Annotated in this window: 28 protein-coding genes and 1 pseudogene; 27 read left to right on the top strand and 2 right to left on the bottom strand. The window is 41.5% G+C overall.

The annotated features are described in order from the left end of the window. Nucleotides 1–54: 54 nt before the first annotated feature. A pseudogene (locus SNAG_RS01105) lies at nucleotides 55–306 on the bottom strand (tyrosine-type recombinase/integrase); the annotation flags it as partial. A gap of 171 nt (nucleotides 307–477) precedes the next feature. Here SNAG_RS01105 and SNAG_RS01110 point away from each other — a divergent pair. The 8 genes from SNAG_RS01110 to SNAG_RS01145 all read left to right on the top strand — a co-directional run bounded on the left by SNAG_RS01110 (nucleotide 478) and on the right by SNAG_RS01145 (nucleotide 8,874). After that, complete coding sequence (locus SNAG_RS01110) at nucleotides 478–1,134, top strand: hypothetical protein (RefSeq protein WP_096408791.1); 657 nt, start codon at nucleotides 478–480, stop codon at nucleotides 1,132–1,134. Then, nucleotides 1,131–1,940, top strand: coding sequence for a hypothetical protein (locus tag SNAG_RS01115; RefSeq protein ID WP_096405899.1), 810 nt, complete (start codon nucleotides 1,131–1,133; stop codon nucleotides 1,938–1,940). Before SNAG_RS01110 ends, SNAG_RS01115 begins: the two co-directional genes overlap by 4 nt. 37 nt (nucleotides 1,941–1,977) lie before the next feature. Next, nucleotides 1,978–2,175 carry a hypothetical protein gene (locus SNAG_RS01120; RefSeq protein ID WP_096405901.1) on the top strand — a complete coding sequence of 66 codons (198 nt, stop codon included), beginning with the start codon at nucleotides 1,978–1,980 and terminating at the stop codon, nucleotides 2,173–2,175. A 522-nt stretch (nucleotides 2,176–2,697) separates the two neighbouring features. Further along, a complete protein-coding gene (locus tag SNAG_RS01125) occupies nucleotides 2,698–3,975 on the top strand; it encodes a gamma-glutamylcysteine synthetase (RefSeq protein ID WP_096405902.1) in 1,278 nt (425 codons plus the stop codon). Nucleotides 3,976–4,050: 75 nt separating this feature from the next. After that, nucleotides 4,051–5,535: a threonine synthase gene (gene thrC, locus SNAG_RS01130; protein WP_096405904.1), complete on the top strand. Its 1,485-nt coding sequence runs from the start codon at nucleotides 4,051–4,053 to the stop codon at nucleotides 5,533–5,535. A gap of 60 nt (nucleotides 5,536–5,595) precedes the next feature. Then, entirely contained in the window at nucleotides 5,596–6,876 is a 1,281-nt protein-coding gene (locus SNAG_RS01135; protein WP_096405905.1) for an MATE family efflux transporter, read from the top strand. 3 nt (nucleotides 6,877–6,879) lie between these two features. Beyond that, on the top strand, nucleotides 6,880–7,500 hold the full coding sequence (locus tag SNAG_RS01140) for an HAD family hydrolase (protein ID WP_096405907.1): 621 nt from the start codon (nucleotides 6,880–6,882) through the stop codon (nucleotides 7,498–7,500). A 165-nt stretch (nucleotides 7,501–7,665) separates the two neighbouring features. After that, nucleotides 7,666–8,874, top strand: a complete 1,209-nt coding sequence (locus SNAG_RS01145) for a LysM peptidoglycan-binding domain-containing protein (RefSeq protein WP_096405908.1) — start codon at nucleotides 7,666–7,668, stop codon at nucleotides 8,872–8,874. 111 nt (nucleotides 8,875–8,985) lie between these two features. Here SNAG_RS01145 and SNAG_RS01150 read toward each other — a convergent pair whose 3' ends face one another. Beyond that, a complete protein-coding gene (locus tag SNAG_RS01150; RefSeq protein ID WP_096405910.1) occupies nucleotides 8,986–9,843 on the bottom strand; it encodes a DUF975 family protein in 858 nt (285 codons plus the stop codon). Nucleotides 9,844–9,959: 116 nt separating this feature from the next. Between SNAG_RS01150 and tgt the strand changes: the two genes are divergently transcribed. From tgt to tkt, 19 genes are all read left to right on the top strand, one after another. Continuing rightward, on the top strand, nucleotides 9,960–11,102 hold the full coding sequence (gene tgt, locus SNAG_RS01155) for a tRNA guanosine(34) transglycosylase Tgt (RefSeq protein WP_096405911.1): 1,143 nt from the start codon (nucleotides 9,960–9,962) through the stop codon (nucleotides 11,100–11,102). Between the two features lie 101 nt (nucleotides 11,103–11,203). Continuing rightward, a complete protein-coding gene (locus SNAG_RS01160; RefSeq protein ID WP_096405913.1) occupies nucleotides 11,204–13,021 on the top strand; it encodes an acyltransferase family protein in 1,818 nt (605 codons plus the stop codon). Nucleotides 13,022–13,161: 140 nt separating this feature from the next. Further along, nucleotides 13,162–14,313, top strand: a complete 1,152-nt coding sequence (nagA, locus tag SNAG_RS01165; RefSeq protein ID WP_096405914.1) for an N-acetylglucosamine-6-phosphate deacetylase — start codon at nucleotides 13,162–13,164, stop codon at nucleotides 14,311–14,313. A 151-nt stretch (nucleotides 14,314–14,464) separates the two neighbouring features. Next, nucleotides 14,465–14,830, top strand: coding sequence for a DUF1033 family protein (locus SNAG_RS01170; protein ID WP_096405916.1), 366 nt, complete (start codon nucleotides 14,465–14,467; stop codon nucleotides 14,828–14,830). Nucleotides 14,831–14,892: 62 nt separating this feature from the next. Continuing rightward, complete coding sequence (comGA, locus tag SNAG_RS01175; RefSeq protein ID WP_096405917.1) at nucleotides 14,893–15,834, top strand: competence type IV pilus ATPase ComGA; 942 nt, start codon at nucleotides 14,893–14,895, stop codon at nucleotides 15,832–15,834. After that, entirely contained in the window at nucleotides 15,782–16,798 is a 1,017-nt protein-coding gene (gene comGB / locus SNAG_RS01180) for a competence type IV pilus assembly protein ComGB (RefSeq protein ID WP_096405919.1), read from the top strand. Before comGA ends, comGB begins: the two co-directional genes overlap by 53 nt. Nucleotide 16,799: 1 nt before the next feature. Further along, on the top strand, nucleotides 16,800–17,123 hold the full coding sequence (gene comGC, locus SNAG_RS01185) for a competence type IV pilus major pilin ComGC (protein WP_001037925.1): 324 nt from the start codon (nucleotides 16,800–16,802) through the stop codon (nucleotides 17,121–17,123). Further along, nucleotides 17,086–17,520, top strand: coding sequence for a competence type IV pilus minor pilin ComGD (comGD, locus tag SNAG_RS01190; RefSeq protein WP_172842371.1), 435 nt, complete (start codon nucleotides 17,086–17,088; stop codon nucleotides 17,518–17,520). Before comGC ends, comGD begins: the two co-directional genes overlap by 38 nt. Next, nucleotides 17,483–17,785, top strand: coding sequence for a competence type IV pilus minor pilin ComGE (gene comGE, locus SNAG_RS01195; protein WP_172842372.1), 303 nt, complete (start codon nucleotides 17,483–17,485; stop codon nucleotides 17,783–17,785). The genes comGD and comGE overlap by 38 nt, the downstream gene beginning before the upstream one ends. Further along, nucleotides 17,748–18,209, top strand: a complete 462-nt coding sequence (gene comGF / locus SNAG_RS01200) for a competence type IV pilus minor pilin ComGF (protein WP_096405922.1) — start codon at nucleotides 17,748–17,750, stop codon at nucleotides 18,207–18,209. The genes comGE and comGF overlap by 38 nt, the downstream gene beginning before the upstream one ends. Then, nucleotides 18,187–18,600 carry a competence type IV pilus minor pilin ComGG gene (gene comGG, locus SNAG_RS01205; RefSeq protein ID WP_096405924.1) on the top strand — a complete coding sequence of 138 codons (414 nt, stop codon included), beginning with the start codon at nucleotides 18,187–18,189 and terminating at the stop codon, nucleotides 18,598–18,600. The genes comGF and comGG overlap by 23 nt, the downstream gene beginning before the upstream one ends. A 32-nt stretch (nucleotides 18,601–18,632) precedes the next feature. Beyond that, entirely contained in the window at nucleotides 18,633–19,223 is a 591-nt protein-coding gene (locus SNAG_RS01210; RefSeq protein ID WP_172842373.1) for a class I SAM-dependent methyltransferase, read from the top strand. Nucleotides 19,224–19,281: 58 nt separating this feature from the next. Further along, nucleotides 19,282–20,235 carry a class I SAM-dependent methyltransferase gene (locus tag SNAG_RS01215; protein WP_096405925.1) on the top strand — a complete coding sequence of 318 codons (954 nt, stop codon included), beginning with the start codon at nucleotides 19,282–19,284 and terminating at the stop codon, nucleotides 20,233–20,235. Nucleotides 20,236–20,284: 49 nt separating this feature from the next. Further along, nucleotides 20,285–21,475 carry an acetate kinase gene (locus tag SNAG_RS01220; RefSeq protein ID WP_000167798.1) on the top strand — a complete coding sequence of 397 codons (1,191 nt, stop codon included), beginning with the start codon at nucleotides 20,285–20,287 and terminating at the stop codon, nucleotides 21,473–21,475. 159 nt (nucleotides 21,476–21,634) lie between these two features. Beyond that, entirely contained in the window at nucleotides 21,635–22,006 is a 372-nt protein-coding gene (gene rnpA / locus SNAG_RS01225; protein WP_000739254.1) for a ribonuclease P protein component, read from the top strand. After that, a complete protein-coding gene (locus SNAG_RS01230; protein WP_172842374.1) occupies nucleotides 21,981–22,808 on the top strand; it encodes a YidC/Oxa1 family membrane protein insertase in 828 nt (275 codons plus the stop codon). The genes rnpA and SNAG_RS01230 overlap by 26 nt, the downstream gene beginning before the upstream one ends. Nucleotides 22,809–22,822: 14 nt before the next feature. Further along, a complete protein-coding gene (jag, locus tag SNAG_RS01235) occupies nucleotides 22,823–23,809 on the top strand; it encodes an RNA-binding cell elongation regulator Jag/EloR (protein WP_096405929.1) in 987 nt (328 codons plus the stop codon). A 55-nt stretch (nucleotides 23,810–23,864) separates the two neighbouring features. Beyond that, entirely contained in the window at nucleotides 23,865–24,488 is a 624-nt protein-coding gene (locus SNAG_RS01240) for a ribonuclease P (protein WP_096405930.1), read from the top strand. A gap of 118 nt (nucleotides 24,489–24,606) precedes the next feature. Then, a complete protein-coding gene (gene tkt, locus SNAG_RS01245) occupies nucleotides 24,607–26,583 on the top strand; it encodes a transketolase (RefSeq protein ID WP_096405932.1) in 1,977 nt (658 codons plus the stop codon). Nucleotides 26,584–26,590: the final 7 nt, after the last annotated feature.

Raw genomic sequence — 26,590 nt, forward strand, 5'->3', positions numbered from 1 at the left:
TTTTGCACCTTGTCTTTTTTTATCAGTTTTTGTTGAGTTAGCAATTTTTCCATTTTAAAATAAATCATCAAGTTTATTAGCCAATGTTTTCTGTTTGCTAGGGTACAAATGAGAATAAGTATCAATTGTTGTTGTAATAGATGCGTGTCCTAATCTTTCTTTGACAACAAGATAATCCTCTCCTTGATTTATAAGTAATGATGTATGAGAGTGTCTCAAATCATGTATTCTTATTTTCTTTAAATCTTTACCCCTTTCTAGTATTTGCTTAAACTTCTTATCAATCATATTTTTTGTAATTGTTATTCCTTGAGGTTATCCGAACGTTAAATTATCTTCAGCATGTATTTACAAAAGAGTATAATCCCTTTCATCAACAGAGCATTTTTGATATACTATATTTAATTAGAATATAAAAACTTTTGGAGAGAAGGAGGTAAAAGAGTGGACAAACAAACCATTTTTTACTGCTATAGAATGACTCATGATTATGGTATCAATCCTTGTGTCTTTACAGAAAATTATGATACAACTCCTCATCTTCTTACCGAAGGAGGATGTATGCTTCAGCTAAGAAGGAATATTAAAAAGAACTGGGCGGATAAAATAAACTCTAAGTCTGTAGATGCTTACATAATGGCTGTAGCAGGGCATTCAAATGATGGGAAAAAATGGAGAGATGATCAAGGAATGTTTATCACTCCAAAATATAATCATCTAATTTTTGTTGCTAAAATTAGTGAAATTTTAACAATGAAAGAATATTTACTTTCTCCAAAATCTAATAATAGAAGAGATGCTTATACTTATCAATGGCTGATTGAAAAGTATGGATTAAACCAATCAAGTTTTATGAAAGAAATAGTGATTCTTGCAGACCGTTTTAATTATTTTGGCAAGTCTCCACTTAAAATTCCTAAAGAAATTTTAGACTTTTTTCCGATGGGAGAACGAGCAAGAATGAATGGGAAACCATTCCCAAGATGGAATGCTAAAAATGGATTTTATAATTCGGAAGAGAGATTTACTGATGTGTTAGAATTAATGGAATTTGCTGAAACTATACTAGGTTCACAAAACAAAGTAATGGATTTGCCCTATCATCCATTCTTTATACGAGGAAAAGAATTGTGAAAATAATTTTATCAAGAAAGGGATTTGATTCATCCAATGGTTCCATCCCGAGTCCTATATTACCTGACGGGACGCTACTTTCATTGCCAATACCTGCCAAGTTTGATAGTATCTCTTTTGACGACTTAAACTATAACGGAGTATTATTTTCAGATATCTTAAGACAACTAAAAGGGAAAGAAGATAAAACAAATCATTATAATTGTCATCTTGATCCAGATATAAGAGGAAATCTTAGGAATACTCCTGTTTCTAACTGGAGAGCAGCATTTGGTCAAATTAAAAGCTCACAGGGATTATTAAGAAATCAAAATGTTTCTATCGGCGATCTTTTTCTATTTTTCGGATGGTTTAGACAAACCGAAGGAGATATTTACAACGGAACATTGCATTTTAAAAAAGATGCCCCGGATCTAAATATCATTTATGGTTATTTGCAAATTGGTAATATGATGAATGATAAAGAATCTCTGCAAAATATGTATCCATTTCATCCTCATTCTTGCGACCATATGAGTAATTTGCAATCAAATATGCTTTATATCCCAAGTGAAAACTTATCATTTTTACCTCAAGAAAAAGGATATGGAACTTTTAATTTTCACGATGACAGAGTATTAACAATGAATGGTAAATCAAGAAGTGTATGGAAAGAGATACCAGCGCTCATGCCTGAAAATATAAATGGGAATCATAAAAATTCTGCTAAAGATTGTGGTTTAAAATATTCTGGTATATGGCAAGAAAAAGTTTTGTTAGAAAATGAATTATCAAATTTTTGGGCTAAAGAGTTATTTTTGTTATAATAAAAAAACACTTACCCTAATTAAAGGAGAAAATAAAATGATTACATTAACTGTTGAAAAAGATTGGACTGGGAAATACACGTTTATAGTTTCGAATGGATTTGATAGTCAAAGTTTGACACCAGGAACATTTGTTTCAGATTTTCAAATCGACCAAGCTAAACAAAACATTCAGTATGCCGGAAGTATTGATGATGGTATTAGAGTAGTAAAAAATGCTTTAGGAATTATCTAAAAGAAAAATATTAGAGTCATTTATACAAAAATTAGACCTAATTTATGTCTAGTTTGTTAATATTCTATATACCTCAAATAATCGTACAAGTGTCTTGAATACCTCTGGATGAATATAACCTGTTGGGATATATCGTCTATTCTCTGATGATGCTCTTAGAACGATACGGTATGGAGTGTTACCAAAAAGTTACAAAAATTTGAAAAATGAGTCTATTTTGCAAGATTCAAAAGTCCTAAAACCCTATTAAATCAAGGTTATAAGAGTTAAAAAATGTATTCATAGAACTCAAAATCCAGTGTCCATTAGGACGTGCCGGTTCGACCCCAGCCGCCGGTATAGTATGAAATACAAGGTTTTCGGACCTTGTTTTTTGATTTAGTGAAGATTTTGATATTTTTCTTTAAGTACAGATAACTGATGAATGATCTTTTTCTTCTTATTCTAGTCATTTTTAGTGTATTTTTGGTATAATATTACTTATTCACAATTTATTTTGATTATGAAAGAGTTTGGTGATTAATGTCTCGGTCTGTTGAATTACTAAAGAAACGTTACTTAAAGAATATAAAAGAGAACCCAGATTTATTTATTGGGATTGAGTTAGAATTTCCGATTGTAAATTTAGAGGGTAAAGCTACAGATGGTGAAGTTGGTAAGGATCTCTTTCGGTATTTACCATCAGTACTGGGATTTACTATCGAAAAAGTGGATGATTTTGGGAATCCAATTCAGTTACTTGATCCAGTTAGCCAAGATACTATCTTATTCGAAGTCTCCTATACAACTATCGAGTTTGCATTCGGAAAGGCCGAATCTATCCAAGAGGTAGAAGAACGCTTTAACTTCTATATGGCTACGATTCAGAATAAGTTGGGCGAAGCTAATCATGCTATTGTTGGTTGTGGTATTCATCCCAACTGGGATAAAAATGAGAATTGTCCAGTGGCTTATCCCCGCTATCAGATGTTGATGGATTATTTGAATTTGAGTAGAAATGTTACTAAATCAGATTTACATCAATTCCCTGAGTATGGAGCCTTTATCTGTGGGAGTCAGGTTCAACTAGACGTTTCAAGGTCCAACTACCTGCGTGTTATCAATGCTTTTACGCAAATTGAAGCAGCAAAAGCCTATTTGTTTGCAAACTCTGAGTTTTCAGGGGCAGATTGGGATACTAAGATTTCCAGGGATATTTTTTGGGAAGAATCCATGCATGGTATCTATCCAGAGAATGTCGGTGTCAATACTAGACTCTTTAAAGACGAGGATGATTTTTTTGACTATCTAAATTATTCTGCGATTTTTACTGCGGAGCGTGATGGGCAGACCTATTATTTTTATCCGATTCAGGCTAGAGATTATTTGGCTACACCTGAAATTCAGGCATTTACCCTTAATGGGGATGAAGTTCTTATTTACCCTCGGGAGAAGGATTTTGAAACCCATCGTAGTTACCAGTACCAAGACTTAACGACTCGAGGAACAGTTGAATTTCGTAGTGTTTGTACGCAAGCTCTAGATAGAACTTTTACTTCTGCTGCCTTTCACTTGGGATTGTTGGTTCATTTAGACAAGCTTGAAGCTTACTTGCGAACTGCTCCATTTTTTACCACAGCTGGTCGTGATTATAAGTTTTTAAGACGACATTTTTCTAAAAAACAACTCACAGGTGAGGAAGAAGCTGCGATTCGAGAATTTTCTAAAGACTTACTCATCCTAGCTGAGGAAGGACTGGAGAAGAGAGGCAAGCAAGAAATGACCTACTTACAGCCTTTGAAAGAAGAATTGGGCCTATAATTTCTCTGATAAAGGGAGAATTTTCTGAAAAATCATGATATAATGGAAAAGACTATAGATAAAGGATAGAGATTCATGACATTAGTTTATCAATCAACGCGTGATGCGAACAATACAGTAACTGCCAGCCAAGCGATTTTGCAAGGTTTGGCGACGGATGGTGGTTTGTTTACACCGCTTACTTATCCAAAGGTGGATTTGGACTTTGAAACATTAAAAGATGCTTCTTACCAAGAAGTGGCTAAGTTAGTTTTGTCAGCCTTTTTAGATGACTTTACAGCTGAGGAGTTGGACTACTGTATCAACAATGCCTACGATAGCAAGTTTGATACTCCAGCTATTGCGCCATTGGTGAAACTGGATGGGCAATACAACTTGGAATTGTTCCATGGTTCAACGATTGCCTTTAAGGATATGGCCTTGTCTATCTTGCCATACTTTATGACGACGGCTGCTAAAAAGCATGGTTTGGAGAACAAGATTGTCATTTTGACAGCGACATCGGGTGATACTGGGAAAGCTGCTATGGCAGGATTTGCCGATGTGCCTGGAACTGAGATTATCGTCTTTTATCCAAAGGATGGTGTCAGCAAGGTGCAAGAGTTGCAAATGACTACTCAGACTGGCGACAATACTCATGTTATTGCTATTGATGGTAACTTTGACGATGCGCAAACTAACGTCAAACATATGTTTAACGATGTAGCTCTGCGTGAAAAGTTGGCTGCCAATAAACTGCAATTTTCATCAGCTAACTCTATGAACATTGGTCGTTTGGTACCACAGATTGTCTACTATGTTTATGCCTACGCTCAGTTGGTCAAGTCTGGTGAGATTGTGGCTGGTGATAAGGTCAACTTCACAGTACCAACAGGAAACTTTGGAAATATCTTGGCTGCCTTTTATGCTAAACAAATCGGTCTGCCAGTTGGTAAATTGATCTGTGCTTCAAATGACAATAATGTTTTAACTGACTTCTTCAAGACACGTGTTTACGATAAGAAACGTGAGTTTAAAGTAACAACTAGTCCATCTATGGATATCTTGGTATCTTCAAACTTGGAGCGTTTGATTTTCCATCTTTTGGGGAATGATGCGGTTAAGACAGCTGAACTCATGAATGCCTTGAGTACACAAGGACAATATGAATTGACAGACTTTGATGCAGCGATTCTGGAACTCTTTGTAGCTGAATATGCGACTGAGGAAGAAACTGCGACAGAAATTAAACGTGTTTATGATACAGATGCCTACATCGAGGACCCACACACAGCTGTTGCCTCAGCTGTTTATAGAAAATACCAAGTGGCTACTGGCGATGCGACTAAGACAGTGATTGCTTCAACAGCTAGTCCATACAAGTTCCCAGTGGTTGCCGTAGAAGCGGTAACAGGAAAATCAGGCTTGACTGACTTTGAAGCCTTGGCTCAATTACATGACATTTCAGGAGTGGCAGTGCCACCAGCGGTTGATGGGCTTGAAACAGCTCCGGTTCGTCATAAAACAACAGTGGCAGCTGCTGACATGCAAGCAGCGGTGGAGACTTATCTAGGACTTTAAGACAGAGGAAGTAAACTCGGTTGGGAAACCAACTGAGTTTCTTTTCATCAGGAGGAGAGATTGTTTAAGAAAAATAAAGACATTCTTAATATTGCCTTGCCAGCTATGGGTGAAAACTTTTTGCAGATGCTCATGGGGATGGTGGACAGCTACTTGGTCGCCCACTTGGGCTTGATCGCTATTTCGGGTGTTTCAGTAGCTGGCAATGTTATCACGATTTACCAGGCCATTTTCATCGCTTTGGGGGCTGCTATTTCCAGTGTTATTTCAAAAAGCATGGGGCAGAAAGACCAGTCCAAGCTAGCTTATCATGTGACTGAAGCGCTGAAGATTACCTTGCTACTGAGTTTGCTTTTAGGAGCCTTGTCTATCTTTGCTGGGAAAGAGATGATAGGACTTTTGGGGACTGAACAGGCTGTAGCCGAAAGTGGAGGACTCTACCTTTCTTTGGTGGGAGGTTCAATTGTTCTTTTGGGCTTGATGACCAGTTTTGGGGCCTTGATTCGTGCAACGCATAATCCACGTCTACCCCTCTATGTTAGTTTTTTATCCAATGCCTTGAATATTCTCTTTTCGAGTCTAGCTATTTTTGTCCTTGATATGGGGATAGCTGGTGTTGCATGGGGGACTATTCTGTCTCGCTTGGTTGGTCTTGTGATTTTATGGTCGCAATTAAAACTGCCTTATGAGAAGCCATCTTTTGGTCTAGATAAGGAACTATTGACCTTAGCTTTACCAGCAGCTGGAGAGCGGCTTATGATGAGGGCTGGAGATGTCGTCATCATTGCTTTGGTCGTTTCTTTTGGGACGGAGGCAGTAGCGGGAAATGCAGTCGGGGAGGTTTTAACCCAGTTTAACTATATGCCTGCCTTTGGCGTCGCTACGGCAACGGTCATGCTGGTGGCTCGAGCAGTTGGAGAGGATAATTGGAAAAGAGTAGATAATTTGAGTAAACAAACCTTTTGGCTTTCTCTGCTTCTCATGTTGCCCTTAACTTTCAGTATCTATGCCTTAGGGACACCACTGACACACCTCTATACGACGGATCCTGTTGCGGTTGAAGCTAGCGTTTTGGTGGCACTTTTCTCACTACTAGGGACTCCCATGGCGACAGGGACAGTTATTTATACGGCGGTTTGGCAGGGCTTAGGAAATGCTCGTCTCCCCTTTTATGCGACAAGTATCGGGATGTGGTGTATCCGCATTGGGACAGCCTATCTGATGGGGATTGTGCTTGGTTGGGGCTTACCTGGTATTTGGGCAGGAACCCTTTTGGATAATGGTTTTCGATGGTTATTTCTACGCTACCGTTACCAGCGTTATATGAGTTTGAAAGGATAGGAAATGCAAAGAACAGCTTTCATTTGGGATTTAGATGGAACCTTATTGGACTCTTACGAAGCGATTTTGTCAGGAATTGAGGAAACCTTTGGTCAGTTTTCTATTCCTTATGATAAGGAGAGCGTGAGAGAGTTTATCCTCAAGTATTCGGTGCAGGATTTGCTGGAGCAGGTGGCAGAAGAGCGAAAGCTGGATGCGGAAGTACTCAATCAGGTACGTGCCCAGAGCTTGTCTGAGAAAAATGCCCAGGTAGTTTTGATGCCAGGTGCGCGTGAAGTGCTAGCTTGGGCAGATCAAGCAGGGATTCAGCAGTTTGTTTATACCCATAAAGGGGGCAATGCCTTTACCATTTTAAGAGACTTGGGGTTGGAATCCTATTTTACAGAGATTTTAACCAGTCAGAGTGGTTTTGCGCGCAAGCCCAGTCCAGAAGCAGCGACATATCTGCTAGACAAATATCAGCTGGATCCTGATAACACTTATTATATAGGAGACCGGACTTTGGATGTGGAATTTGCCCAGAATAGTGGCATTCAAAGCATTAACTTTTTAGAGTCGTCTTATGAAGGGAATCAGAGGATTCAAGTACTAGCTGACATTCCTTATATTTTTGAGGATAAGTGATGAGAAGATTGTGTCAGTTTTGTGACAGAAACCTAACAAACTATTTCAAGTAATAGTGTTTGTTACAAGGAATAGACAGTTCTGTTAAATAGGCCCGAGGGGGCTTTTTTTGTGCTTTTTTTGTGTTATGATAGACAGGTACTCATTTGAAAGGAATGTGAAAGAATGAAGAAAAGAATTATTTTAGCCTCAACAGTAGCCTTGTCTTTTGCGCCAGCATTGGCAACTCAAGCGAAAGAAATTGCATGGACAGCACGTACCGTTGAGCAAATCCAAAATGACGTGACGAAAAACGAGAACAAAAACAGCTATACAGTTCAGTATGGTGATACCCTGAGCACGATTGCAGAAGCTTTGGGGATAGATGTGACGGTTCTTGCCAATTTGAACAAAATCACTAATATGGACTTGATTTTCCCAGATACTGTCCTCACTACAACTGTCAATGAGGCAGAAGAGGTGACGGAAGTTGAAATCCAAACTCCTCAAACAGATGCTAGTGAAGAAGTGACGACTGCGACAGCTGATTTGACGACTAATCAAGTGACCGTCGATGAACAAACAGTTCAAGTAGAAGACCTTTCTCAACCAATTGAGGATGCTCCAACTGCAACAGAGACTGAAAAACCAGTAGAAGTAGCGCCAAGTTCAGAAGTTTCTGAGACAGCGACAGTTGCTGAAGAGACACCATCTACAGAAACACCTGTAGCTGAAGAAACAGCTGAAACGACTCCAGCGGAAGCACCAGTAGCAGCAACAACTCGCCCAGTTGAAGAAGCTCCTCAAGCAGCGACTACAGTAACCGAAGAAACGGCAGCAACAACTCCAGCAGAAGCACCAGTAGCAGCTGCTCCAGCAACTGAAACACCTGCTGATACAGCAGGATCAAGTGCAACAGAAGAAGCAGCATCAACAGCAACTTCTGACACTGCAACTTCGACTTATCAAGCAGAGCAAAGCCAAACTCCTTCAAGAACGTATTCAGCTCCAGCGGCTCCTGACTATGCAGGACTTGCTGTAGCTAAGTCTGAGAATGCTGGTCTTCAACCGCAAACGGCAGCCTTTAAGGAAGAAGTAGCCAACTTGTTTGGGATTACATCCTTTAGTGGCTACCGTCCTGGTGACAGTGGGGACCATGGTAAAGGTTTGGCCATCGACTTCATGGTTCCAGTGAGTTCAGCACTAGGGGATCAAATTGCAGAATATGCAGTCAAAAATATGGCTAGCCGTGGTATCAACTATATCATTTGGAAACAACGTTTCTACGCTCCATATGATAGTAAATATGGGCCAGCCTATACGTGGAATCCAATGCCAGACCGTGGAAGTGTGACCGAAAACCACTATGACCACGTTCACGTTTCAATGAACTAATCATTAAAATGGAAGTTGGGAACTGATTAAGTTCCCGCTTCTTTTTTGTGTGTAAATTCTTCAGGATAATAAGAAAAGCCGCATCCTGCAAGATGCTGCTTTTTTAGGTTTTTATCCATTTCGACGTTTACGAGCTAGTAGGGCTCTGTAAAAGAAGATATGATTGTTTTGTATATAGGGAAGGATTGAAAAACTAGCAATTCCAAAAGTGAGCCAGTTGAGGAAGTACCAAGGGAGTAGTTGCAAGTCGAGGACAAAGCGCTGGAATTTGTAACCCTTCATCAAGAAACGGCTGGTTTTCAGGATTTGACGGGGTTTAGCCTGTCCTAAATCCAGAGTGTCGCAGAGGAGGAATTCTACCTGCGAGTAGGCATAATGTTGCGGAACGTAGAGGATGTTCCCTACAATCATCAAGATGAGACTCGCGAAAAAGTAGAGACCAAAGGTCATAAGGAATTGCTCTGTTTCAACTGATGAGAGGTCTAATTTTGGAAATTCAGGATGTAGGGCGACAAATCTCCGAGCTAAGAGATTGCTATAAAAGAGAAAATAAACGCCTACTAAGTTTGGAATGCTCCATAAAAAGAGGTAGAAACGTTTGAGGAGCAGAGTTAGGAAGGTTTGCGAGAAGCGCTCTTCAGCAAAGAGAGCCAGGCTTGATTTTACTGAGAGTTCTGTATCAGGATCCTTGAGGAGTCTGAGTGTCGCAAAAGCAGCACCTGCTAGAAAAATCGTGCTCATAAAAGAAACCACTAGCGGGAAGAGATAGGCTTGGAGAACTTGTGCCAGCATGCTGAAAAAGGATTGCTCTAAAACACTTTCTTCGAGACGAGCCAAGGGGTTGAGAAAGCCTGACAAGATGACCAGCATACTAGGTAAGAGATAGACGAGAAAGAGGCGGGGATTTTCAGCCTGAAATTGCCTCGTCTGCAGACGAATGGTTTTTAAATCAATTTTTGGGTATTTCATTCTCTCATTATACCATAGTTCGTGACAGTTCCTAGTTTTTTTGATAAAATCATACAGTATGCCTTTGGGCACAAAGTATGAACTGGGACTGTTTTTCCCAGCTTCGGAGGTAAAAAATGTCAGATTCACCAATCAAATACCGTTTGATTAAGAAAGAGAAACACACGGGAGCTCGTCTGGGAGAAATCATCACCCCGCACGGTACCTTCCCGACACCTATGTTTATGCCAGTTGGGACCCAAGCTACTGTAAAAACCCAGTCACCAGAGGAGTTGAAGGAGATGGGATCAGGGATTATCCTCTCTAATACCTATCATCTCTGGCTTCGCCCAGGGGACGAACTCATTGCACGCGCAGGTGGTCTCCACAAATTTATGAACTGGGACCAGCCAATCTTGACGGATAGTGGTGGTTTCCAGGTTTATTCCCTAGCAGATAGCCGAAATATCACCGAAGAAGGCGTAACCTTTAAAAACCATCTCAATGGCTCCAAGATGTTCCTATCCCCAGAAAAGGCCATCTCTATTCAGAACAATCTGGGCTCAGACATCATGATGTCCTTTGACGAATGTCCTCAATTTTATCAACCTTATGACTACGTTAAGAAATCAATCGAGCGTACTAGCCGTTGGGCTGAGCGTGGTTTGAAGGCTCACCGTCGCCCACATGACCAAGGTTTGTTTGGAATTGTACAGGGGGCAGGCTTTGAAGATCTTCGCCGTCAGTCAGCTCATGACCTTGTCAGCATGGACTTCCCTGGCTACTCTATCGGTGGTTTGGCAGTAGGAGAAACGCACGAAGAAATGAATACAGTCTTGGACTTCACAACTCAACTTCTTCCTGAAAACAAACCTCGCTATTTGATGGGTGTGGGAGCACCAGATAGCTTGATCGATGGAGTTATTCGTGGTGTGGATATGTTTGACTGTGTCTTGCCGACTCGTATCGCTCGTAACGGGACTTGTATGACCAGTCAAGGTCGTTTGGTTGTCAAAAATGCCCAGTTTGCTGAGGACTTTACACCACTGGATCCTGAGTGTGATTGCTACACATGTAAGAACTACACACGCGCCTACCTTCGTCATTTGCTCAAGGCTGATGAAACCTTCGGTATCCGCTTGACTAGCTACCATAATCTCTACTTCTTGCTTAATCTGATGAAGCAAGTACGTCAAGCCATTATGGATGACAATCTCTTGGAATTTCGTGAGTATTTTGTGGAAAAATATGGCTACAATAAGTCGGGCCGCAATTTCTAAAATGGAATTTATAGAAGCTAAAAAATCCTGCGTTTTCTCGTAGGATTTTTCTTCTTTTTTTGATAGAATAAAGTGTATAACGAAAGGGAGAATAAACTCGTATGCGCATTAAATGGTTTTCCTTGATTAGGATTACAGGTTTACTACTGGTACTCTTGTACCACTTCTTTCAGACCATCTTTCCTGGAGGCTTTTTCGGGGTAGATGTCTTTTTCACATTTTCAGGATTCTTGATTACCTCTCTCCTCTTGGAAGAGTTTGGTAAGAAAAGCCAGATTGATTTGCTGGGCTTTTTTAAGAGACGGTTTTACCGTATCGTACCACCTGTGGTTTTGATGGTTTTGGTGACCATGCCCTTTACTCTCTTAGTTCGTCAAGACTATGTTGCAGGTATTGGCGGTCAGATTGCTGGAGTTTTCGGCTTTGTGACCAACTTCTATGAAATGCTTACGGGGGGCAGTTACGAATCTCAGTTCATTCCCCACCTCTTTGTTCATAACTGGAGTTTGGCTGTTGAGGTTCACTACTACATCCTTTGGGGTTTGGCTGTCTGGTTCTTGTCTAAACGATCAAAATCTAGTAGTCAGTTGAGAGGAACCGTCTTTCTCCTGTCTGCGGGAGCATTCATCCTTAGCTTCTTCTCTATGTTTATTGGTAGTCTCATGGCTAGTTCCTATTCGTCTGTCTATTTTTCAAGTCTAACCCATGTCTACCCTTTCTTTTTAGGAAGTATCCTTGCGACAGTTGTGGGAGTTCGTCAGACGACTGATTTGGTCAAACAATTTGATCGAATGTGGAATCTTCGTCAGAATCTACTGGTGTTTGCTGCAGGGCTTTTGGTATTGTTGCTTCTGACTTTCTTTGTTAAGTTTACCTACCTGTTCGCTTACTTGTTTGGTTTCTTACTTGCCAGCTTAGCAGCCGTGGTCATGATTTTCGCTGCACGTGTCTTGCATGAGAAGACTCCAGAGATACAAGAACCTAGGATAATCACCTTTCTAGCGGATACCAGCTATGCGGTTTATCTCTTCCACTGGCCTTTCTATATTATCTTTTCTCAATTAATGGGGAATCTATTAGCTGTTATCCTGACAGTTATCTTTTCCTATTTCTTTGCTATCTTGTCCTTTTATATTATTGAGCCATTGATTGCTGGTAGGACCAATCCTATCATTAGGAAAATCAGTAAACTGCCTCATATCAAATCCATTAGTGCTTCTAGTGTGGGAATCCTTGTAGTGATTGCCTTAGTGATTACTATTGTATCTCCTCAGGTTGGAGCCTTTGAAACAGACTTGATGGTCAATGGTTTTAAACAAGCGCAAACCAATATAGGACAAACAAAGACTCTTGCTGAACAAGCCGAACTGAGTCGTTTGGGAATTTCTGAGGGAACGAGTCTGATTGGAGATTCGGTAGCCTTGCGTGCTAATACAGCCTTACAAGAGGCACTTCCTGAAGCAAATATTAACGCTCAGGTTAGTCGGACGACCAAGCAAGCCAATGACATTATGCTTCTTAACAACCAGAACAAGGCACTGCTAAAAACAGTTGTCATTGCAACAGGGGTTAATAATCCTGAAGGTTATAAGAATGATTTGGACAGCATCGTTAACAATCTGCCCAAAGGACACCATCTGATATTGGTGACACCTTATGAGGGAGACAAGAGCAAGGATACTTATACATCAGTAGAGCAGTATGCGGCTTATGCGCGAGAATTAGCTGAAAAGAATCCTTATGTGAGCATCGCAGACTGGAATAAGGTCGCTAAGGAGCACCCTGAAATCTGGGCTGGAACTGACCAAGTCCACTTTGGAAATGATAGCAACATGATTGAAGAAGGTGCTAAATTATACGCAGAGACGATTGCAGCTGCTGTTAAGGCTGCTCAAGAACTACCTGTGAAATCAAAATAAGATCAAAGAGTTGGAGAAATCCAGCTCTTTTAAAATATCTCCAGAAAATAGGTCTATACCATTTACAAATGAAAAAGAAAGGTTTATAATGTAATTGACATAATAAATTCTAGAAACAATCTATCAAGGAGGTTATCATTATGCCTAATTATATTAAAGCGGATCAGTTTTTCTACCCACACGGAGTTCGTCGTGGCGGTTACTTGGAACTTGTGGATGGCAAGTTTGGAAAGCATGTAGAAGAGATTCCTGAAGGAGCTGAGGTGATTGACTATACAGGCTACAGCATTGCCCCAGGACTTGTGGATACCCACATTCATGGATTTGGTGGTGTGGATGTTATGGATAATAACATCGAAGGAACCCTTCATACCATGAGTGAAGGGCTCCTTAGCATGGGAGTAACGAGTTTCTTGCCAACTACTTTGACCTCTTCTTATGAGCAATTGCTCGCAGTAACAGAAAATATCGGTGCCCGTTACCAGGAAGCAACTGGAGCGAAAATTCGGGGTATCTATTTTGAAGGTCCGTATTTCACAGAAAAATACAAGGGGGCTCAAAACCCTACCTACATGAAAGATCCTCGTATGGATGAGTTTCGTGCTTGGCAAAAAGCAGCAAATGGCTTGCTCAATAAAATTGCCCTTGCGCCAGAACGTGAAGGTGTAGAAGACTTTGTACGTACGGTTACGGGAGAAGGTGTGACAGTTGCTCTTGGTCACTCAGATGCAACATTTGACGAAGCTAAAAAGGCAGTAGATGCTGGGGCTAGTGTTTGGGTACATGCCTACAATGGGATGCGTGGTTTGACTCACCGTGAACTCGGTATGGTTGGAGCCATGTATCAATTACCTCATACCTATGCAGAGTTGATCTGTGACGGTCACCATGTGGATCCGAAAGCCTGCGAAATCCTTATCAAACAAAAAGGAACAGAAAATATTGCTCTTATCACAGACTGTATGACAGCTGGTGGATTGGAAGACGGCGACTACATGTTGGGAGAATTCCCAGTTGTCGTTGCAAATGGAACTGCTCGTCTCAAATCCACAGGTAACTTGGCGGGTTCTATTCTCAAACTCAAAGACGGTTTGAAGAATGTGGTTGACTGGAACATTGCCTCTCCACATGAAGCAGTCATGATGGCGAGCTTCAACCCAGCAAAATCTGTTCACATTGATGATGTTTGTGGCCAAATCCGTGAAGGCTACGATGCTGACTTTATCGTGCTAGATAAAGATTTGGAATTGGTAGCTACCTATCTAGATGGTGTGAAACGTTATCAAGCATAAGATGATAAAATAGGGGTCGGCAAAGGACTCCTATTTTTATGATAGTCTCAAAATAGGTTTTAATAAGTTTCTCTGATAGGGCACTTAAGCAAAATTCTTTCCTTGTTTTGAAAAATTCGTTATAATATACGGTACAAAGGAAGTAGTGAAAATGTATCGTGTTATAGAAATGTATGGGGACTTTGAGCCTTGGTGGTTCATGGAAGGTTGGGAAGAAGATGTCATCATGAGTCAACGGTTTGACAAGTACTATGATGCTCTAAAATATTACAAAACTTGCTGGTTTGAGTTAGAAAGCAAAACTCCTTTCTATAAGAGTCGGAGTGACCTTATGACCATTTTTTGGGATCCTGCGGACCAGCGTTGGTGTGATGAGTGTGATGAGTATTTGCAACAATATCACTCCCTCCTCCTTCTAGAAGACGAAGGCATCATACCCGATGAAAAACTACGCCCAGGTTATGAAAAACAAACAGGTCAAGAAAAGCACCGTTCTTGCCGCATAAAATGGAGATAAAAAAGTAACTTTTTAAGTTGCTTTTTTTATTTTTTTGCGAATAGTTAGATAAGGAGGGAGCTATGGTACAAGAAATTGCACAGAAAATGATTGCGACTGCTAAGGAAAAAGGAGCTCAGGATATCTATTTCATTCCCAAGGAAGCTACTTATGAACTTCATATGCGAATTGGTGATGAGAGGTGTCTCATTGACTCCTATGATTTTGAGGTTTTAGCTGCAGTGATTAGTCATTTCAAGTTTGTGGCGGGTATGAATGTAGGAGAAAAACGCCGTAGTCAGCTGGGCTCTTGCGACTACCAGCATGGAAAGAAGGTATCTTCTCTGCGCTTGTCAACCGTAGGAGATTATCGGGGACATGAGAGTTTGGTCATTCGTTTGTTGCACGACGAGGAAAGGGAGTTGCGCTTTTGGTTTCAGGATCTAGTTGAGTTAGGAGAGCAGTACAGGCAACGGGGCCTCTATCTCTTTGCAGGTCCAGTCGGCAGTGGTAAGACGACCTTGATGCACGAATTAGCTAAGTCCCTCTTTAAGGGACAGCAGGTCATGTCTATCGAAGATCCAGTAGAAATCAAGCAGGACGACATGCTCCAGTTGCAGTTGAATGAGGCGATTGGACTGACCTATGAAAATCTAATCAAACTGTCTCTCCGACATCGCCCAGACCTCTTGATTATCGGTGAAATTCGGGACAGTGAGACGGCGCGTGCAGTTGTCAGAGCCAGTTTGACAGGTGCGACGGTCTTTTCAACCATTCATGCCAAAAGTATCCGAGGTGTTTATGAGCGCCTTCTGGAGTTAGGTGTGACGGAGGAGGAACTAGCAGTTGTTCTGCAAGGCGTCTGCTACCAGAGATTAATCGGGGGAGGAGGAATCCTTGACTTTGCAAACAAAGACTATCAAGAACACCAGCCAACTAGCTGGAATGAGCAGATTGACCAGCTTCTTAAAGATGGACATATCACAAGTCTTCAGGCTGAAACGGAAAAAATTACCTACCGCTAAGCAGAAGAAAATTATCACCCTGTTTCATAATCTCTTCTCTAGTGGATTTCACTTGGTGGAAATTATTTCTTTCTTGGGCAGAAGTGCGCTGCTGGAAAAGGACTATGTGGCCCAGATGCACCAAGGCTTGTCTCAGGGAAAATCTTTCTCAGAAATGATGAACAGCTTGGGCTTTTCAAGTGCTATTGTGACCCAGCTATCCCTAGCTGAAGTTCATGGAAATCTTCATCTGAGTTTGGGCAAGATAGAAGAATATCTGGATAATTTGGCCAAGGTTAAGAAAAAGTTAATCGAAGTGGCGACTTATCCCTTGATTTTGCTGGGATTTCTCCTGCTAATCATGCTGGGGTTGAGGAACTATTTGCTCCCTCAACTAGATAGTAGCAATATTGCTACCCAAATCATCGGCAATCTGCCACAAATTTTTCTGGTACTCGTGCTGATTTTCTCTCTAATTCTACTTTTAGCCCTCACTTTCTATAAAAGAAGTTCCAAAATGTGCGTCTTTTCTATTTTGGCACGGATTCCTTTCCTTGGAATCTTTGTTCAGACCTATCTGACGGCCTATTACGCGCGTGAATGGGGCAATATGATTTCGCAGGGGATGGAGCTGATGCAGATTTTTCAGATTATGCAGGAACAAGGCTCTCAGCTCTTTAAAGAAATCGGTCAAGATCTGGCTCAAGCCCTGCAAAATGGTCGTGAATTTTCCCAAATCATAGCAACCTATCCCTTCTTTAAAAAGGAGTTGAGTCTCATCATCGAGTATGGGGAAGTCAAGTCCAAGCTGGGGAGCGAGTTGGAAATCTATGCCGAAAAAACTTGGGAAGCCTTTTTTACCCGAGTCAATCGCACCATGAACTTAGTACAGCCACTGGTTTTTATTTTTGTGGCCCTGATTATCGTTTTACTTTATGCGGCAATGCTTATGCCCATGTATCAAAATATGGAGGTAAATTTTTAAAATGAACAAACTCATGACAAAATTAAAAAAAGCCAAAGTTCAAGCTTTCACTCTGGTAGAGATGTTAGTCGTCTTGCTCATCATCAGCGTTCTTCTCTTGCTCTTTGTACCCAATTTGACCAAGCAAAAGGATGCCGTAGATGACAAAGGAAAAGCTGCTGTTGTCAAGGTGGTGGAAAGTCAGGCAGAACTTTATCGTTTGGATAAAAATGATGATGCTACCCTCAGCAAATTACAAGCGGACGGTCGTATCACAGCTGAGCAAGCCAAAGCTTATAAAGACTACCATGCAAAACAAAAAACAAGTCAAACGGTTGCAGATTAAGGCCTTTACCATGTTTGAAAGTCTCTTGGTTTTAGGACTTGTGAGTATCCTTGCCTTGGGCTTATCCGGCTCTGTCCAGTCCACTTTTGCGGCGGTAGAGGAGCAGATTTTCTTTATGGAGTTTGAAGAACTCTATCGGGAAACCCAAAAACGCAGTGTAGCCAGCCAGCAAAAGACTAGTCTAAACTTGGATGGGCAGACGATTAGCAATGGCAGTCAAAAGTTGACCGTTCCTAAAGGAATTCAAGCACCATCGGGACAAAGTATCACATTTGACCGAGCTGGGGGCAATTCGTCCTTGGCTAAGGTTGAATTTCAGACCAGTAAAGGAGCGATTCGCTATCAGTTATATCTAGGAAATGGAAAAATTAAACGCATTAAGGAAACAAAAAATTAGGGCAGTGATTTTACTGGAAGCAGTAGTTGCTTTAGCTATCTTTGCCAGCATTGCGACGCTTCTTTTGGGACAAATTCAGAAAAATAGGCAAGAAGAAGCAAAAATCTTACAAAAGGAAGAAGTCTTGAGGGTAGCTAAGATGGCACTGCAGACAGGTCAAAATCAGGTAAAGATAAACGGAGTTGAGATTCAGGTGTTTTCTAGTGAAAAGGGATTGGAGGTCTACCATGGTTCAGAGAAGTTACTCGACCTTAAAGAGCAGTAAGGTAAGAGCTTTCACTCTTTTAGAATCTCTGATTGCCCTTATCGTCATTAGCGGTGGCTTGCTTCTCTTTCAAGCCATGAGTCAGCTCCTCATTACAGAAGTTCGCTATCAGCAACAAAGCGAGCAAAAGGAGTGGCTCTTGTTTGTGGACCAGCTAGAGGCTGAGTTAGAGCGTTCGCAGTTTGAGAAGGTGGAAGACAATCGCCTCTATATGAAGCAAGACGGCAAGGCTATCGCTATGGGCACATTCAAATCGGATGATTTTCGAAAAACCGATAGCAGTGGACGGGGTTACCAGCCGATGGTTTATGGCCTCAAATCAGCACAAATCACAGAGGATAATCAACTGGTTCGCTTTCGTTTCCAGTTTCAAAAAGGCTTAGAAAGGGAATTCATCTATCGTGTGGAAAAAGCAAAAAGTTAAGGCAGGAGTTCTCCTATATGCGGTCACCATGGCAGCCATTTTTAGCCTTTTGTTGCAGTTTTATTTGAATCGGCAAGTTGCCCATCACAAAGACTTTGCCCTAAACAAAGAAAAGTTGGCCGCTTTTGCCATGGCCAAGCGAAGCAAAGATAAGGCTGAGCAAGAAAGTGGGGAACGAGTCTTTAACCTAGGAAAAGTCACTTATCAAAATACCAAAACAGGTTTTGCAACAAGTGTTCATATGAATAAGGGCAACTATGAATTTCTCTTTCCGTCGATGAAAGCCAAGGAAAATAAAACGGATAAAAAGCAACAGCTAGCGACTGATTCAAATCCAAAACAAAATCAGAAAAAAACAGAAGACAAGGCAGATAAGAAAGCCAATTCCTAGGCAATTCAACTTCTTTGTGTTACACTAAAAGCATGAAACACGATTTTAATCACAAAGCAGAAACCTTTGATTCGCCCAAAAATATCTTTCTCGCAAACTTGGTTTGTCAAGCAATTGAAAAACAGATTGATTTTCTATCAGACAAGGCAATACTGGACTTTGGTGGTGGGACGGGTCTGTTAGCCTTGCCTCTAGCTAAGCAAGCCCAGTCGGTTACCCTTGTAGACATCTCGGAAAAAATGCTGGAGCAAGCCCGTTTGAAAGCAGAGGACCAAGAAATCAGGAATCTTCAACTCTTGGAGCAGGATTTACTGGCAAATCCCTTGGATCAGCAATTTGATCTGATTGTTGTCAGTCGGGTTCTTCATCATATGCCTGATCTAGATGCGACTCTTGCCATGTTTCACCATCATCTTAGGGAGAATGGACAGGTCCTCATTGCTGATTTTGTCAAGACAGATACCAACCACCACGGATTTGAATTGGCTGAACTAGAAACCAAGCTAACCCAGTTTGGTTTTTCGAGCATTGACAGTCAGATTCTTTACAGTGCTGAAGATCTTTTCCTAGGAAATTACGCAGAGCTCTTTTTAACTGTAGCCCAAAAATCACTCGCTCACTAAAGCAGTGATTTTTTCTCTTCAGATGGAAAAAATAGGGGAATTTTGATAAGATAGGAATATGGATTTTGAAAAAATTGAACAAGCTTATACGTATTTACTAGAGAATGTCCAAATCATCCAAAGTGATTTGGCGACCAACTTTTATGACGCCTTGGTAGAGCAAAACAGCATTTATCTGGATGGCGAGACTGAGCTAAAGCAGGTCAAGGAGAACAATCAAGCCCTTAGGCGCTTAGCACTTCGCAAGGAAGAGTGGCTCAAGACCTACCAGTTTCTCTTGATGAAGGCAGGGCAAACGGAGCCTTTACAAGCCAATCACCAGTTTACACCGGATGCCATTGCCCTCCTCTTGGTACTTATTGTGGAAGAGTTGCTTCATAAAGAGGAAATTAGCATCCTCGAAATGGGTTCTGGCATGGGGATTCTGGGGGCTACCTTCTTGACTTCTCTTGCTAAAAAAGTGGATTACTTGGGAGTCGAAGTGGATGATTTGCTAATTGATCTGGCAGCCAGTATGGCAGATGTGATTGGTTTGCAGGCAGGTTTTGTTCAAGGTGATGCCGTTCGACCGCAAATGCTTAAAGAAAGCGATGTGGTCATCAGCGATTTGCCTGTCGGCTATTACCCAGACGATGCCATCGCTTCACGCTATCAAGTGGCTTCTAGTCAAGAACATACCTATGCCCATCATTTGCTGATGGAACAAGGTCTTAAGTACCTCAAGTCAGATGGCTATGCTATTTTTATGGCTCCGAGTGATTTGTTGACCAGTCCTCAAAGTGATTTGTTAAAAGATTGGCTCAAAGACGAAGTGAGTCTGGCTGCTATCATCGCCTTACCAGAGGATATTTTTTCAACGGCCAGTCAGGCCAAGAGTATTTTTGTCTTACAAAAGAAAAGAGACAAGGAAACAGAACCTTTTGTCTATCCTCTAACAAGTCTGCAAGATCCGTCAGTATTGTTGACCTTTAAAGAAAATTTTCAAAATTGGAGCAAAGGTACTGAAATATAAGGTAGATTTTGTTATAATAGATGAAAACGCTTAAAAGGGGTATCATCTTATGACAAAAACAATTGCAATCAATGCTGGAAGTTCGAGTTTGAAATGGCAACTATACCAAATGCCAGAAGAAACTGTATTGGCGAAAGGCTTGATTGAACGTATTGGCTTGAAGGATTCAATCTCAACTGTAAAATTTGACGACCGTTCTGAAAAACAAATTCTTGATATTGACGATCACACACAAGCCGTTAAAATTTTATTGGATGATTTGATTCGTTTCGATATCATCAAATCTTATGATGAGATTACAGGTGTTGGACACCGCGTTGTAGCTGGTGGTGAATACTTCAAGGAATCAACGGTCGTTGAGGGCGATGTTTTAGAGAAAGTCGAAGAGTTGGGACTTTTGGCTCCTCTCCACAATCCAGCCAACGCAGCAGGAATTCGTGCATTCAAGGAATTGCTTCCGGATATTACCAGCGTTGTTGTATTTGATACCTCATTCCACACAACCATGCCAGAGAAGGCTTACCGCTATCCTCTACCAACTAAATACTACACAGAGAACAAGGTTCGTAAATACGGAGCCCACGGGACAAGTCATCAGTTTGTAGCTGGAGAAGCAGCAAAACTTTTGGGACGCCCTCTAGAAGATTTGAAATTGATTACCTGCCACATCGGTAATGGTGTTTCGATTACGGCAGTTAAGGGCGGTCGTTCGGTTGACACTTCTATGGGCTTCACACCACTTGGTGGAGTGATGATGGGAACTCGTACAGGAGATATTGACCCAGCTATCATCCCTTATTTGATGCAGTATACTGAGGACTTCAACACGCCAGAAGATATCAGTCGTATTCTCAATCGTGAATCAGGACTCATGGGTGTTTCAGGCAAGTCAAGTGATATGCGTGATATCGAAGCGGCTGTAGCAGAAGGTAACCACGATGCGAAATTGGCTTATGAAATCTATGTTGACCGTATCCAAAAACATATCGGTCAATACCTTGCTGTCCTAAACGGAGCAGACGCAATCATCTTTACAGCAGGTGTTGGTGAAAATGCAGTAAATTTCCGTCGTGATGTTATTTCAGGCATCTCTTGGTTTGGATGTGATGTAGATTCAGAGAAGAACGTCTTTGGCGTAACTGGAGATATCTCAACAGATGCAGCATCTGTTCGTGTCTTGGTTATCCCAACTGATGAAGAATTAGTGATTGCGCGTGATGTGGAACGCTTGAAAAAATAAGCTGTTTAACATTTTATTGAGCAAAGAATAGAAGAAAAGAAGGTCGGAAAACGTAGTTTCCCACCTTTTTTTATGGAGAAAATCTCTAAAACCTTGCTGTTATTGGCTTTTTGGAAAAATATGGTATAATAGTAGTAATTTAATAGATGGAGTTGAGTTTTGAAGAAAAACTTTCGTGTAAAAAGAGAGAAAGATTTTAAGGCAATTTTCAAGGAAGGGACAAGTTTTGCCAATCGAAAATTTGTTGTCTACCAATTGGAAAACCAGCAAAACCATTTTCGAGTAGGACTGTCCGTTAGTAAAAAACTGGGGAATGCAGTTACCAGAAATCAAATTAAGAGACGAATCCGACATATCATACAAAATGCAAAGGGGAGTCTGGTAGATCATGTCGATTTTGTTGTGATTGCTCGAAAAGGGGTGGAAACCTTGGAATATGCAGAGATGGAGAAAAATCTACTCCACGTATTAAAGTTATCAAAGATATACCAGGAAGGAAATGGGAGTGAAAAAGAAACTACAGTTGACTAGTTTGTTGGGTCTGTCCTTGTTTATCATGACGGCCTGTGCAACAAATGGTACAGCTAGCGATATAACGGCAGATTCGACAGATCTTTGGAGCAAATTTGTCTACTTTTTTGCTGAAATTATCCGCTTTTTGTCCTTTGACATTAGTATCGGAGTGGGGATTATCCTCTTTACAATCCTGATTCGTACGATTCTATTACCAGTCTTTCAGACTCAGATGGTTGCCTCTAGAAAAATGCAAGAGGCTCAACCACGCATCAAGGCTCTGCAAGAACAATATCCGGGTCGTGATATGGAAAGTAGAACCAAGCTAGACCAGGAGATGCGGAAGGTCTATAAAGAATTGGGAGTCAAACATTCGTCCTCTATTTGGCCGATTCTAATACAAATGCCGGTCCTCTTGGCTTTGTTCCAAGCCTTGAGTCGAGTGGAATTTTTAAAAACAGGGCACTTCTTATGGGTGAACCTAGGGGGAGTAGACACAAGCTTTATCCTTCCGATTTTGGCGGCAGTCTTTACCTTCTTGAGCAGTTGGTTATCAAATAAGGCCTTGCCTGAAAGAAGTGGAGCTATGACAGGGATGATGTACGGGATGCCGGTACTGATCTTTATCTTTGCCATCTCTGCACCTAGTGGAGTTGCCTTGTACTGGGCTGTATCCAATGCTTATCAAGTTTTGCAAACCTATTTCTTGAACAATCCTTTCAAGATTATTGCTGAAAGAGAAGCAGTAGTCCAAGCAGAAAGAGATTTAGAAGGCAAGAAGAGAAGAGCCTTGAAGAAAGCACAGAAAAAGAAAAAATAAGGAGGAATCTGGTAATGGTATTATTTACAGGTTCAACGGTTGAAGAAGCAATCCAAAAAGGGTTGAAAGAATTAAATATTTCAAGAATGAAGGCCCACATCAAGGTCGTTTCAAAAGAGAAAAAAGGTTTCTTGGGCTTGTTTGGTAAGAAGCCAGCTCAAGTTGATATCGAAGCAATCAGTGAAACAACAGTGATTAAAGCCAATCAACAGGCTGTCAAAGGTGTTCCAAAAGAAGTCAATGAAAAGAATGAGCCAGTGAAAACCGTCAGCGAAGCGACTGTTGATTTGGGATATGTGGTTGAAGCCATCAAGAAAATTGAAGAAGAAGGTCAAGGTGTCTCTGAAGAGGTCAAGGCTGAAATCCTGAAAAATGAAAAACATGCCAGCACGATTTTGGAAGAAACAGGTCATATTTCAATTTTAAATGAACTGCAAGTAGAAGATGCTACTGAGGAAGTTAAGCCTGCTCCAGAAAAAGAAGCTGAAACGCAAGAAGTAGCGAGCCAATCGTTGGAAGATTTGGGCTTAAAAGTAGAGCCAAGTTATGATACCGAACAAGTGGCAACAGAAGTAGCTAACTACGTTCAAACCATTGTGGATGATATGGATGTTGAAGGAACGATTTCGAGCGACTACAATCGTCGTACCATCAATCTTCAAATTGACACCAACGAACCAGGCCGTATTATCGGCTATCATGGAAAAGTCTTGAAGGCCCTTCAACTCTTGGCACAAAATTATCTTTACAATCGCTATTCAAGAACGTTCTACATTACGATTAATGTCAATGATTATGTTGAACACCGTGCAGAAGTCTTGCAAACCTACGCTCAAAAATTGGCGACTCGCGTTTTAGAGGAAGGGCGTAGTCAACAAACTGATCCAATGTCAAATAGCGAACGCAAGATAATCCATCGCATTATTTCACGCATGGATGGCGTGACGAGTTACTCTGAAGGTGACGAGCCAAATCGCTATGTTGTCGTAGATGCAGAATAAGCAAAGCAAAATCAGGTTCATCCTGATTTTTTGCTAGGAAAGGAAAGATTCAGATATGCTGAAAGCAGTTAGAGAATACCTATCATTTGCAGGAATCCAGTATCGTAATCCAGATAAGTCTGGAGATGAGCGAGAGAAGATGCTGGAATTACGCCACAAAGGGCAGGAGGCTCGTAAGGCTTTTACAAACCTGGTCAAGACCTTCCAAGCAAGTCATCCCGAATGGCAATTGCAACAGACTAGTCAGTGGATGAATCAAGCGCAGCGTTTGCGACCGCATTTCTGGGCCTATCTACAGAGAGAGGGGCAGGTAACAGAACCCATGTTAGCCTTGCGTTTGTATGGCGAAACCTCAGATTTTGGGATTTCCTTAGAAGTCAGTTTCATCGAGCGCAAGAAGGATGAGCAGACGCTGAGCAAACAAGCCAAGATTTTAGATATTCCACCAGTAGAAGGAATCTATTATCTAGCATATACCGATGGTCAAAGTCAAAAGGTAGAAGCTAATGAAGAAAACCGTCTGCTCTTACGCGAGAAGGTGCGCAATCAGGAAGTCCGTAAAGTTTTGGTTAAGGCAGATGTTTCCTTCATTGCAAATCAGTCAGTAAAAGCGATATTGGAGAAGCTAGAAGACGCTTATACTCGCTTGCTCCCGTACTATGAAGTGACGAGGGGATAGACAAATCAAATGTGATAGATGAACGCAAATTGTTTTATTGCTATTCTATACATTTTTTCATATAATAGTAAAATAGGATGTGTGATTCATTAATCACCTCAAAGAGAAAGGAAATTCTATGTCAAATCTATCTGTTAATGCAATTCGTTTCCTAGGAATTGACGCTATCAACAAAGCCAACTCAGGTCACCCAGGGGTGGTTATGGGGGCTGCTCCTATGGCCTATAGCCTCTTTACAAAGCAACTTCGTATCAATCCTGCACAACCAAACTGGATCAACCGTGATCGCTTTATCCTCTCAGCAGGTCACGGTTCTATGCTTCTCTATGCCCTTCTTCACCTTTCTGGTTTTGAAGATGTTAGCATGGATGAGGTCAAGAACTTCCGTCAATGGGGTTCCAAAACACCAGGTCACCCAGAATTTGGCCATACTGCAGGGGTTGATGCTACAACTGGTCCTCTAGGACAAGGGATTTCGACTGCCACTGGTTTTGCCCAAGCAGAACGATTCCTTGCAGCGAAGTATAACCGCGAGGGCTTCAATATCTTTGACCACTATACTTATGTGATCTGTGGTGACGGAGATTTGATGGAAGGTGTTTCAAGCGAGGCAGCTTCATACGCAGGTTTGCAAAAACTCGACAAGTTGGTTGTTCTTTATGATTCAAATGACATTAACTTGGATGGTGAAACAAAGGATTCCTTTACTGAAAGTGTTCGTGACCGCTACAATGCCTACGGTTGGCATACAGCCTTGGTTGAAGATGGAACAGACTTGGAAGCAATCCATGCTGCTATCGAAGCAGCTAAAGCTTCAGGAAAACCATCTTTGATTGAAGTGAAGACTGTTATTGGATACGGTTCTCCAAATAAACAAGGAACGAATGCGGTACACGGTGCTCCTCTTGGAGCAGATGAAACTGTGGCTACTCGCCAAGCTCTCGGTTGGGACTATGAACCATTTGAAATCCCAGAGCAAGTTTACGCTGATTTCAAAGAAAATGTTGCAGATCGTGGCGCATCAGCTTATCAAGCTTGGACAAAACTAGTTGCTGATTATAAAGAAGCTCATCCCGAACTGGCTGCAGAAGTCGAAGCCATCATCGACGGACGCGACCCAGTTGAGGTAACTCCAGCAGACTTCCCAGCCTTAGAAAACGGCTTCTCTCAAGCAACTCGTAATTCAAGCCAAGATGCTTTGAATGTTGTAGCTGCCAAGTTACCAACTTTCTTAGGTGGATCCGCTGACCTCGCTCACTCAAACATGACTTATATCAAGACTGACGGACTTCAAGATGATGCCAATCGCTTGAACCGCAACATTCAGTTTGGTGTTCGTGAATTTGCAATGGGAACGATTTTGAACGGGATGGCCCTTCATGGTGGACTTCGTGTATACGGTGGTACTTTCTTTGTCTTCTCTGACTATGTGAAAGCAGCTGTCCGTTTGTCAGCATTGCAAGGACTTCCTGTGACTTATGTCTTCACCCATGACTCTATTGCGGTTGGTGAAGATGGTCCAACTCATGAACCAGTTGAACACCTAGCAGGTCTTCGTGCTATGCCAAATCTCAATGTTTTCCGCCCAGCAGATGCGCGTGAAACTCAAGCAGCTTGGTACCTTGCAGTGACAAGCGAAAAGACACCAACTGCCCTTGTCTTGACACGTCAAAACTTGACTGTTGAAGAGGGAACAGACTTTGGCAAGGTTGCTAAAGGTGCCTATGTTGTCTATGAAAATGCAGCTGACTTTGACACTATCTTGATTGCAACAGGTTCTGAGGTAAATCTCGCTGTCGCAGCTGCCAAAGAATTGGCTGGTCAAGGTGCAAAAGTCCGCGTAGTCAGCATGCCATCTACAGATGTCTTTGACGCACAAGACGCAGCTTATAAAGAAGAAATCCTTCCAAATGCAGTTCGTCGTCGCGTTGCAGTCGAAATGGGAGCAACCCAAAACTGGTACAAATATGTTGGTCTTGATGGAGCAGTTCTCGGTATTGATACCTTTGGAGCATCTGCCCCAGCACCAAAAGTATTGGCAGAGTATGGATTTACAGTTGAGAATCTAGTCAAAGTCGTTCAAAACTTGAAATAATCGCAGA

The organism is Streptococcus sp. NPS 308 (genome assembly GCF_002355895.1).
Taxonomy (GTDB): Bacteria; Bacillota; Bacilli; order Lactobacillales; family Streptococcaceae; genus Streptococcus.

Coding starts and splice junctions, on each gene's coding strand:
- SNAG_RS01160 (WP_096405913.1), top strand. CDS start 11,204: ATGCGCATTAAATGGTTTTCCTTGATTAGGATTACAGGTTTACTACTG.
- nagA (WP_096405914.1), top strand. CDS start 13,162: ATGCCTAATTATATTAAAGCGGATCAGTTTTTCTACCCACACGGAGTT.
- SNAG_RS01120 (WP_096405901.1), top strand. CDS start 1,978: ATGATTACATTAACTGTTGAAAAAGATTGGACTGGGAAATACACGTTT.
- tgt (WP_096405911.1), top strand. CDS start 9,960: ATGTCAGATTCACCAATCAAATACCGTTTGATTAAGAAAGAGAAACAC.
- comGA (WP_096405917.1), top strand. CDS start 14,893: ATGGTACAAGAAATTGCACAGAAAATGATTGCGACTGCTAAGGAAAAA.
- comGD (WP_172842371.1), top strand. CDS start 17,086: ATGCAAAACAAAAAACAAGTCAAACGGTTGCAGATTAAGGCCTTTACC.
- comGE (WP_172842372.1), top strand. CDS start 17,483: ATGGAAAAATTAAACGCATTAAGGAAACAAAAAATTAGGGCAGTGATT.
- SNAG_RS01240 (WP_096405930.1), top strand. CDS start 23,865: ATGCTGAAAGCAGTTAGAGAATACCTATCATTTGCAGGAATCCAGTAT.
- SNAG_RS01140 (WP_096405907.1), top strand. CDS start 6,880: ATGCAAAGAACAGCTTTCATTTGGGATTTAGATGGAACCTTATTGGAC.
- comGF (WP_096405922.1), top strand. CDS start 17,748: ATGGTTCAGAGAAGTTACTCGACCTTAAAGAGCAGTAAGGTAAGAGCT.
- SNAG_RS01170 (WP_096405916.1), top strand. CDS start 14,465: ATGTATCGTGTTATAGAAATGTATGGGGACTTTGAGCCTTGGTGGTTC.
- jag (WP_096405929.1), top strand. CDS start 22,823: ATGGTATTATTTACAGGTTCAACGGTTGAAGAAGCAATCCAAAAAGGG.
- SNAG_RS01215 (WP_096405925.1), top strand. CDS start 19,282: ATGGATTTTGAAAAAATTGAACAAGCTTATACGTATTTACTAGAGAAT.
- SNAG_RS01145 (WP_096405908.1), top strand. CDS start 7,666: ATGAAGAAAAGAATTATTTTAGCCTCAACAGTAGCCTTGTCTTTTGCG.
- SNAG_RS01150 (WP_096405910.1), bottom strand. CDS start 9,843: ATGAAATACCCAAAAATTGATTTAAAAACCATTCGTCTGCAGACGAGG.
- SNAG_RS01125 (WP_096405902.1), top strand. CDS start 2,698: ATGTCTCGGTCTGTTGAATTACTAAAGAAACGTTACTTAAAGAATATA.
- tkt (WP_096405932.1), top strand. CDS start 24,607: ATGTCAAATCTATCTGTTAATGCAATTCGTTTCCTAGGAATTGACGCT.
- SNAG_RS01220 (WP_000167798.1), top strand. CDS start 20,285: ATGACAAAAACAATTGCAATCAATGCTGGAAGTTCGAGTTTGAAATGG.
- comGC (WP_001037925.1), top strand. CDS start 16,800: ATGAACAAACTCATGACAAAATTAAAAAAAGCCAAAGTTCAAGCTTTC.
- SNAG_RS01210 (WP_172842373.1), top strand. CDS start 18,633: ATGAAACACGATTTTAATCACAAAGCAGAAACCTTTGATTCGCCCAAA.
- comGB (WP_096405919.1), top strand. CDS start 15,782: ATGGACATATCACAAGTCTTCAGGCTGAAACGGAAAAAATTACCTACC.
- thrC (WP_096405904.1), top strand. CDS start 4,051: ATGACATTAGTTTATCAATCAACGCGTGATGCGAACAATACAGTAACT.
- SNAG_RS01110 (WP_096408791.1), top strand. CDS start 478: ATGACTCATGATTATGGTATCAATCCTTGTGTCTTTACAGAAAATTAT.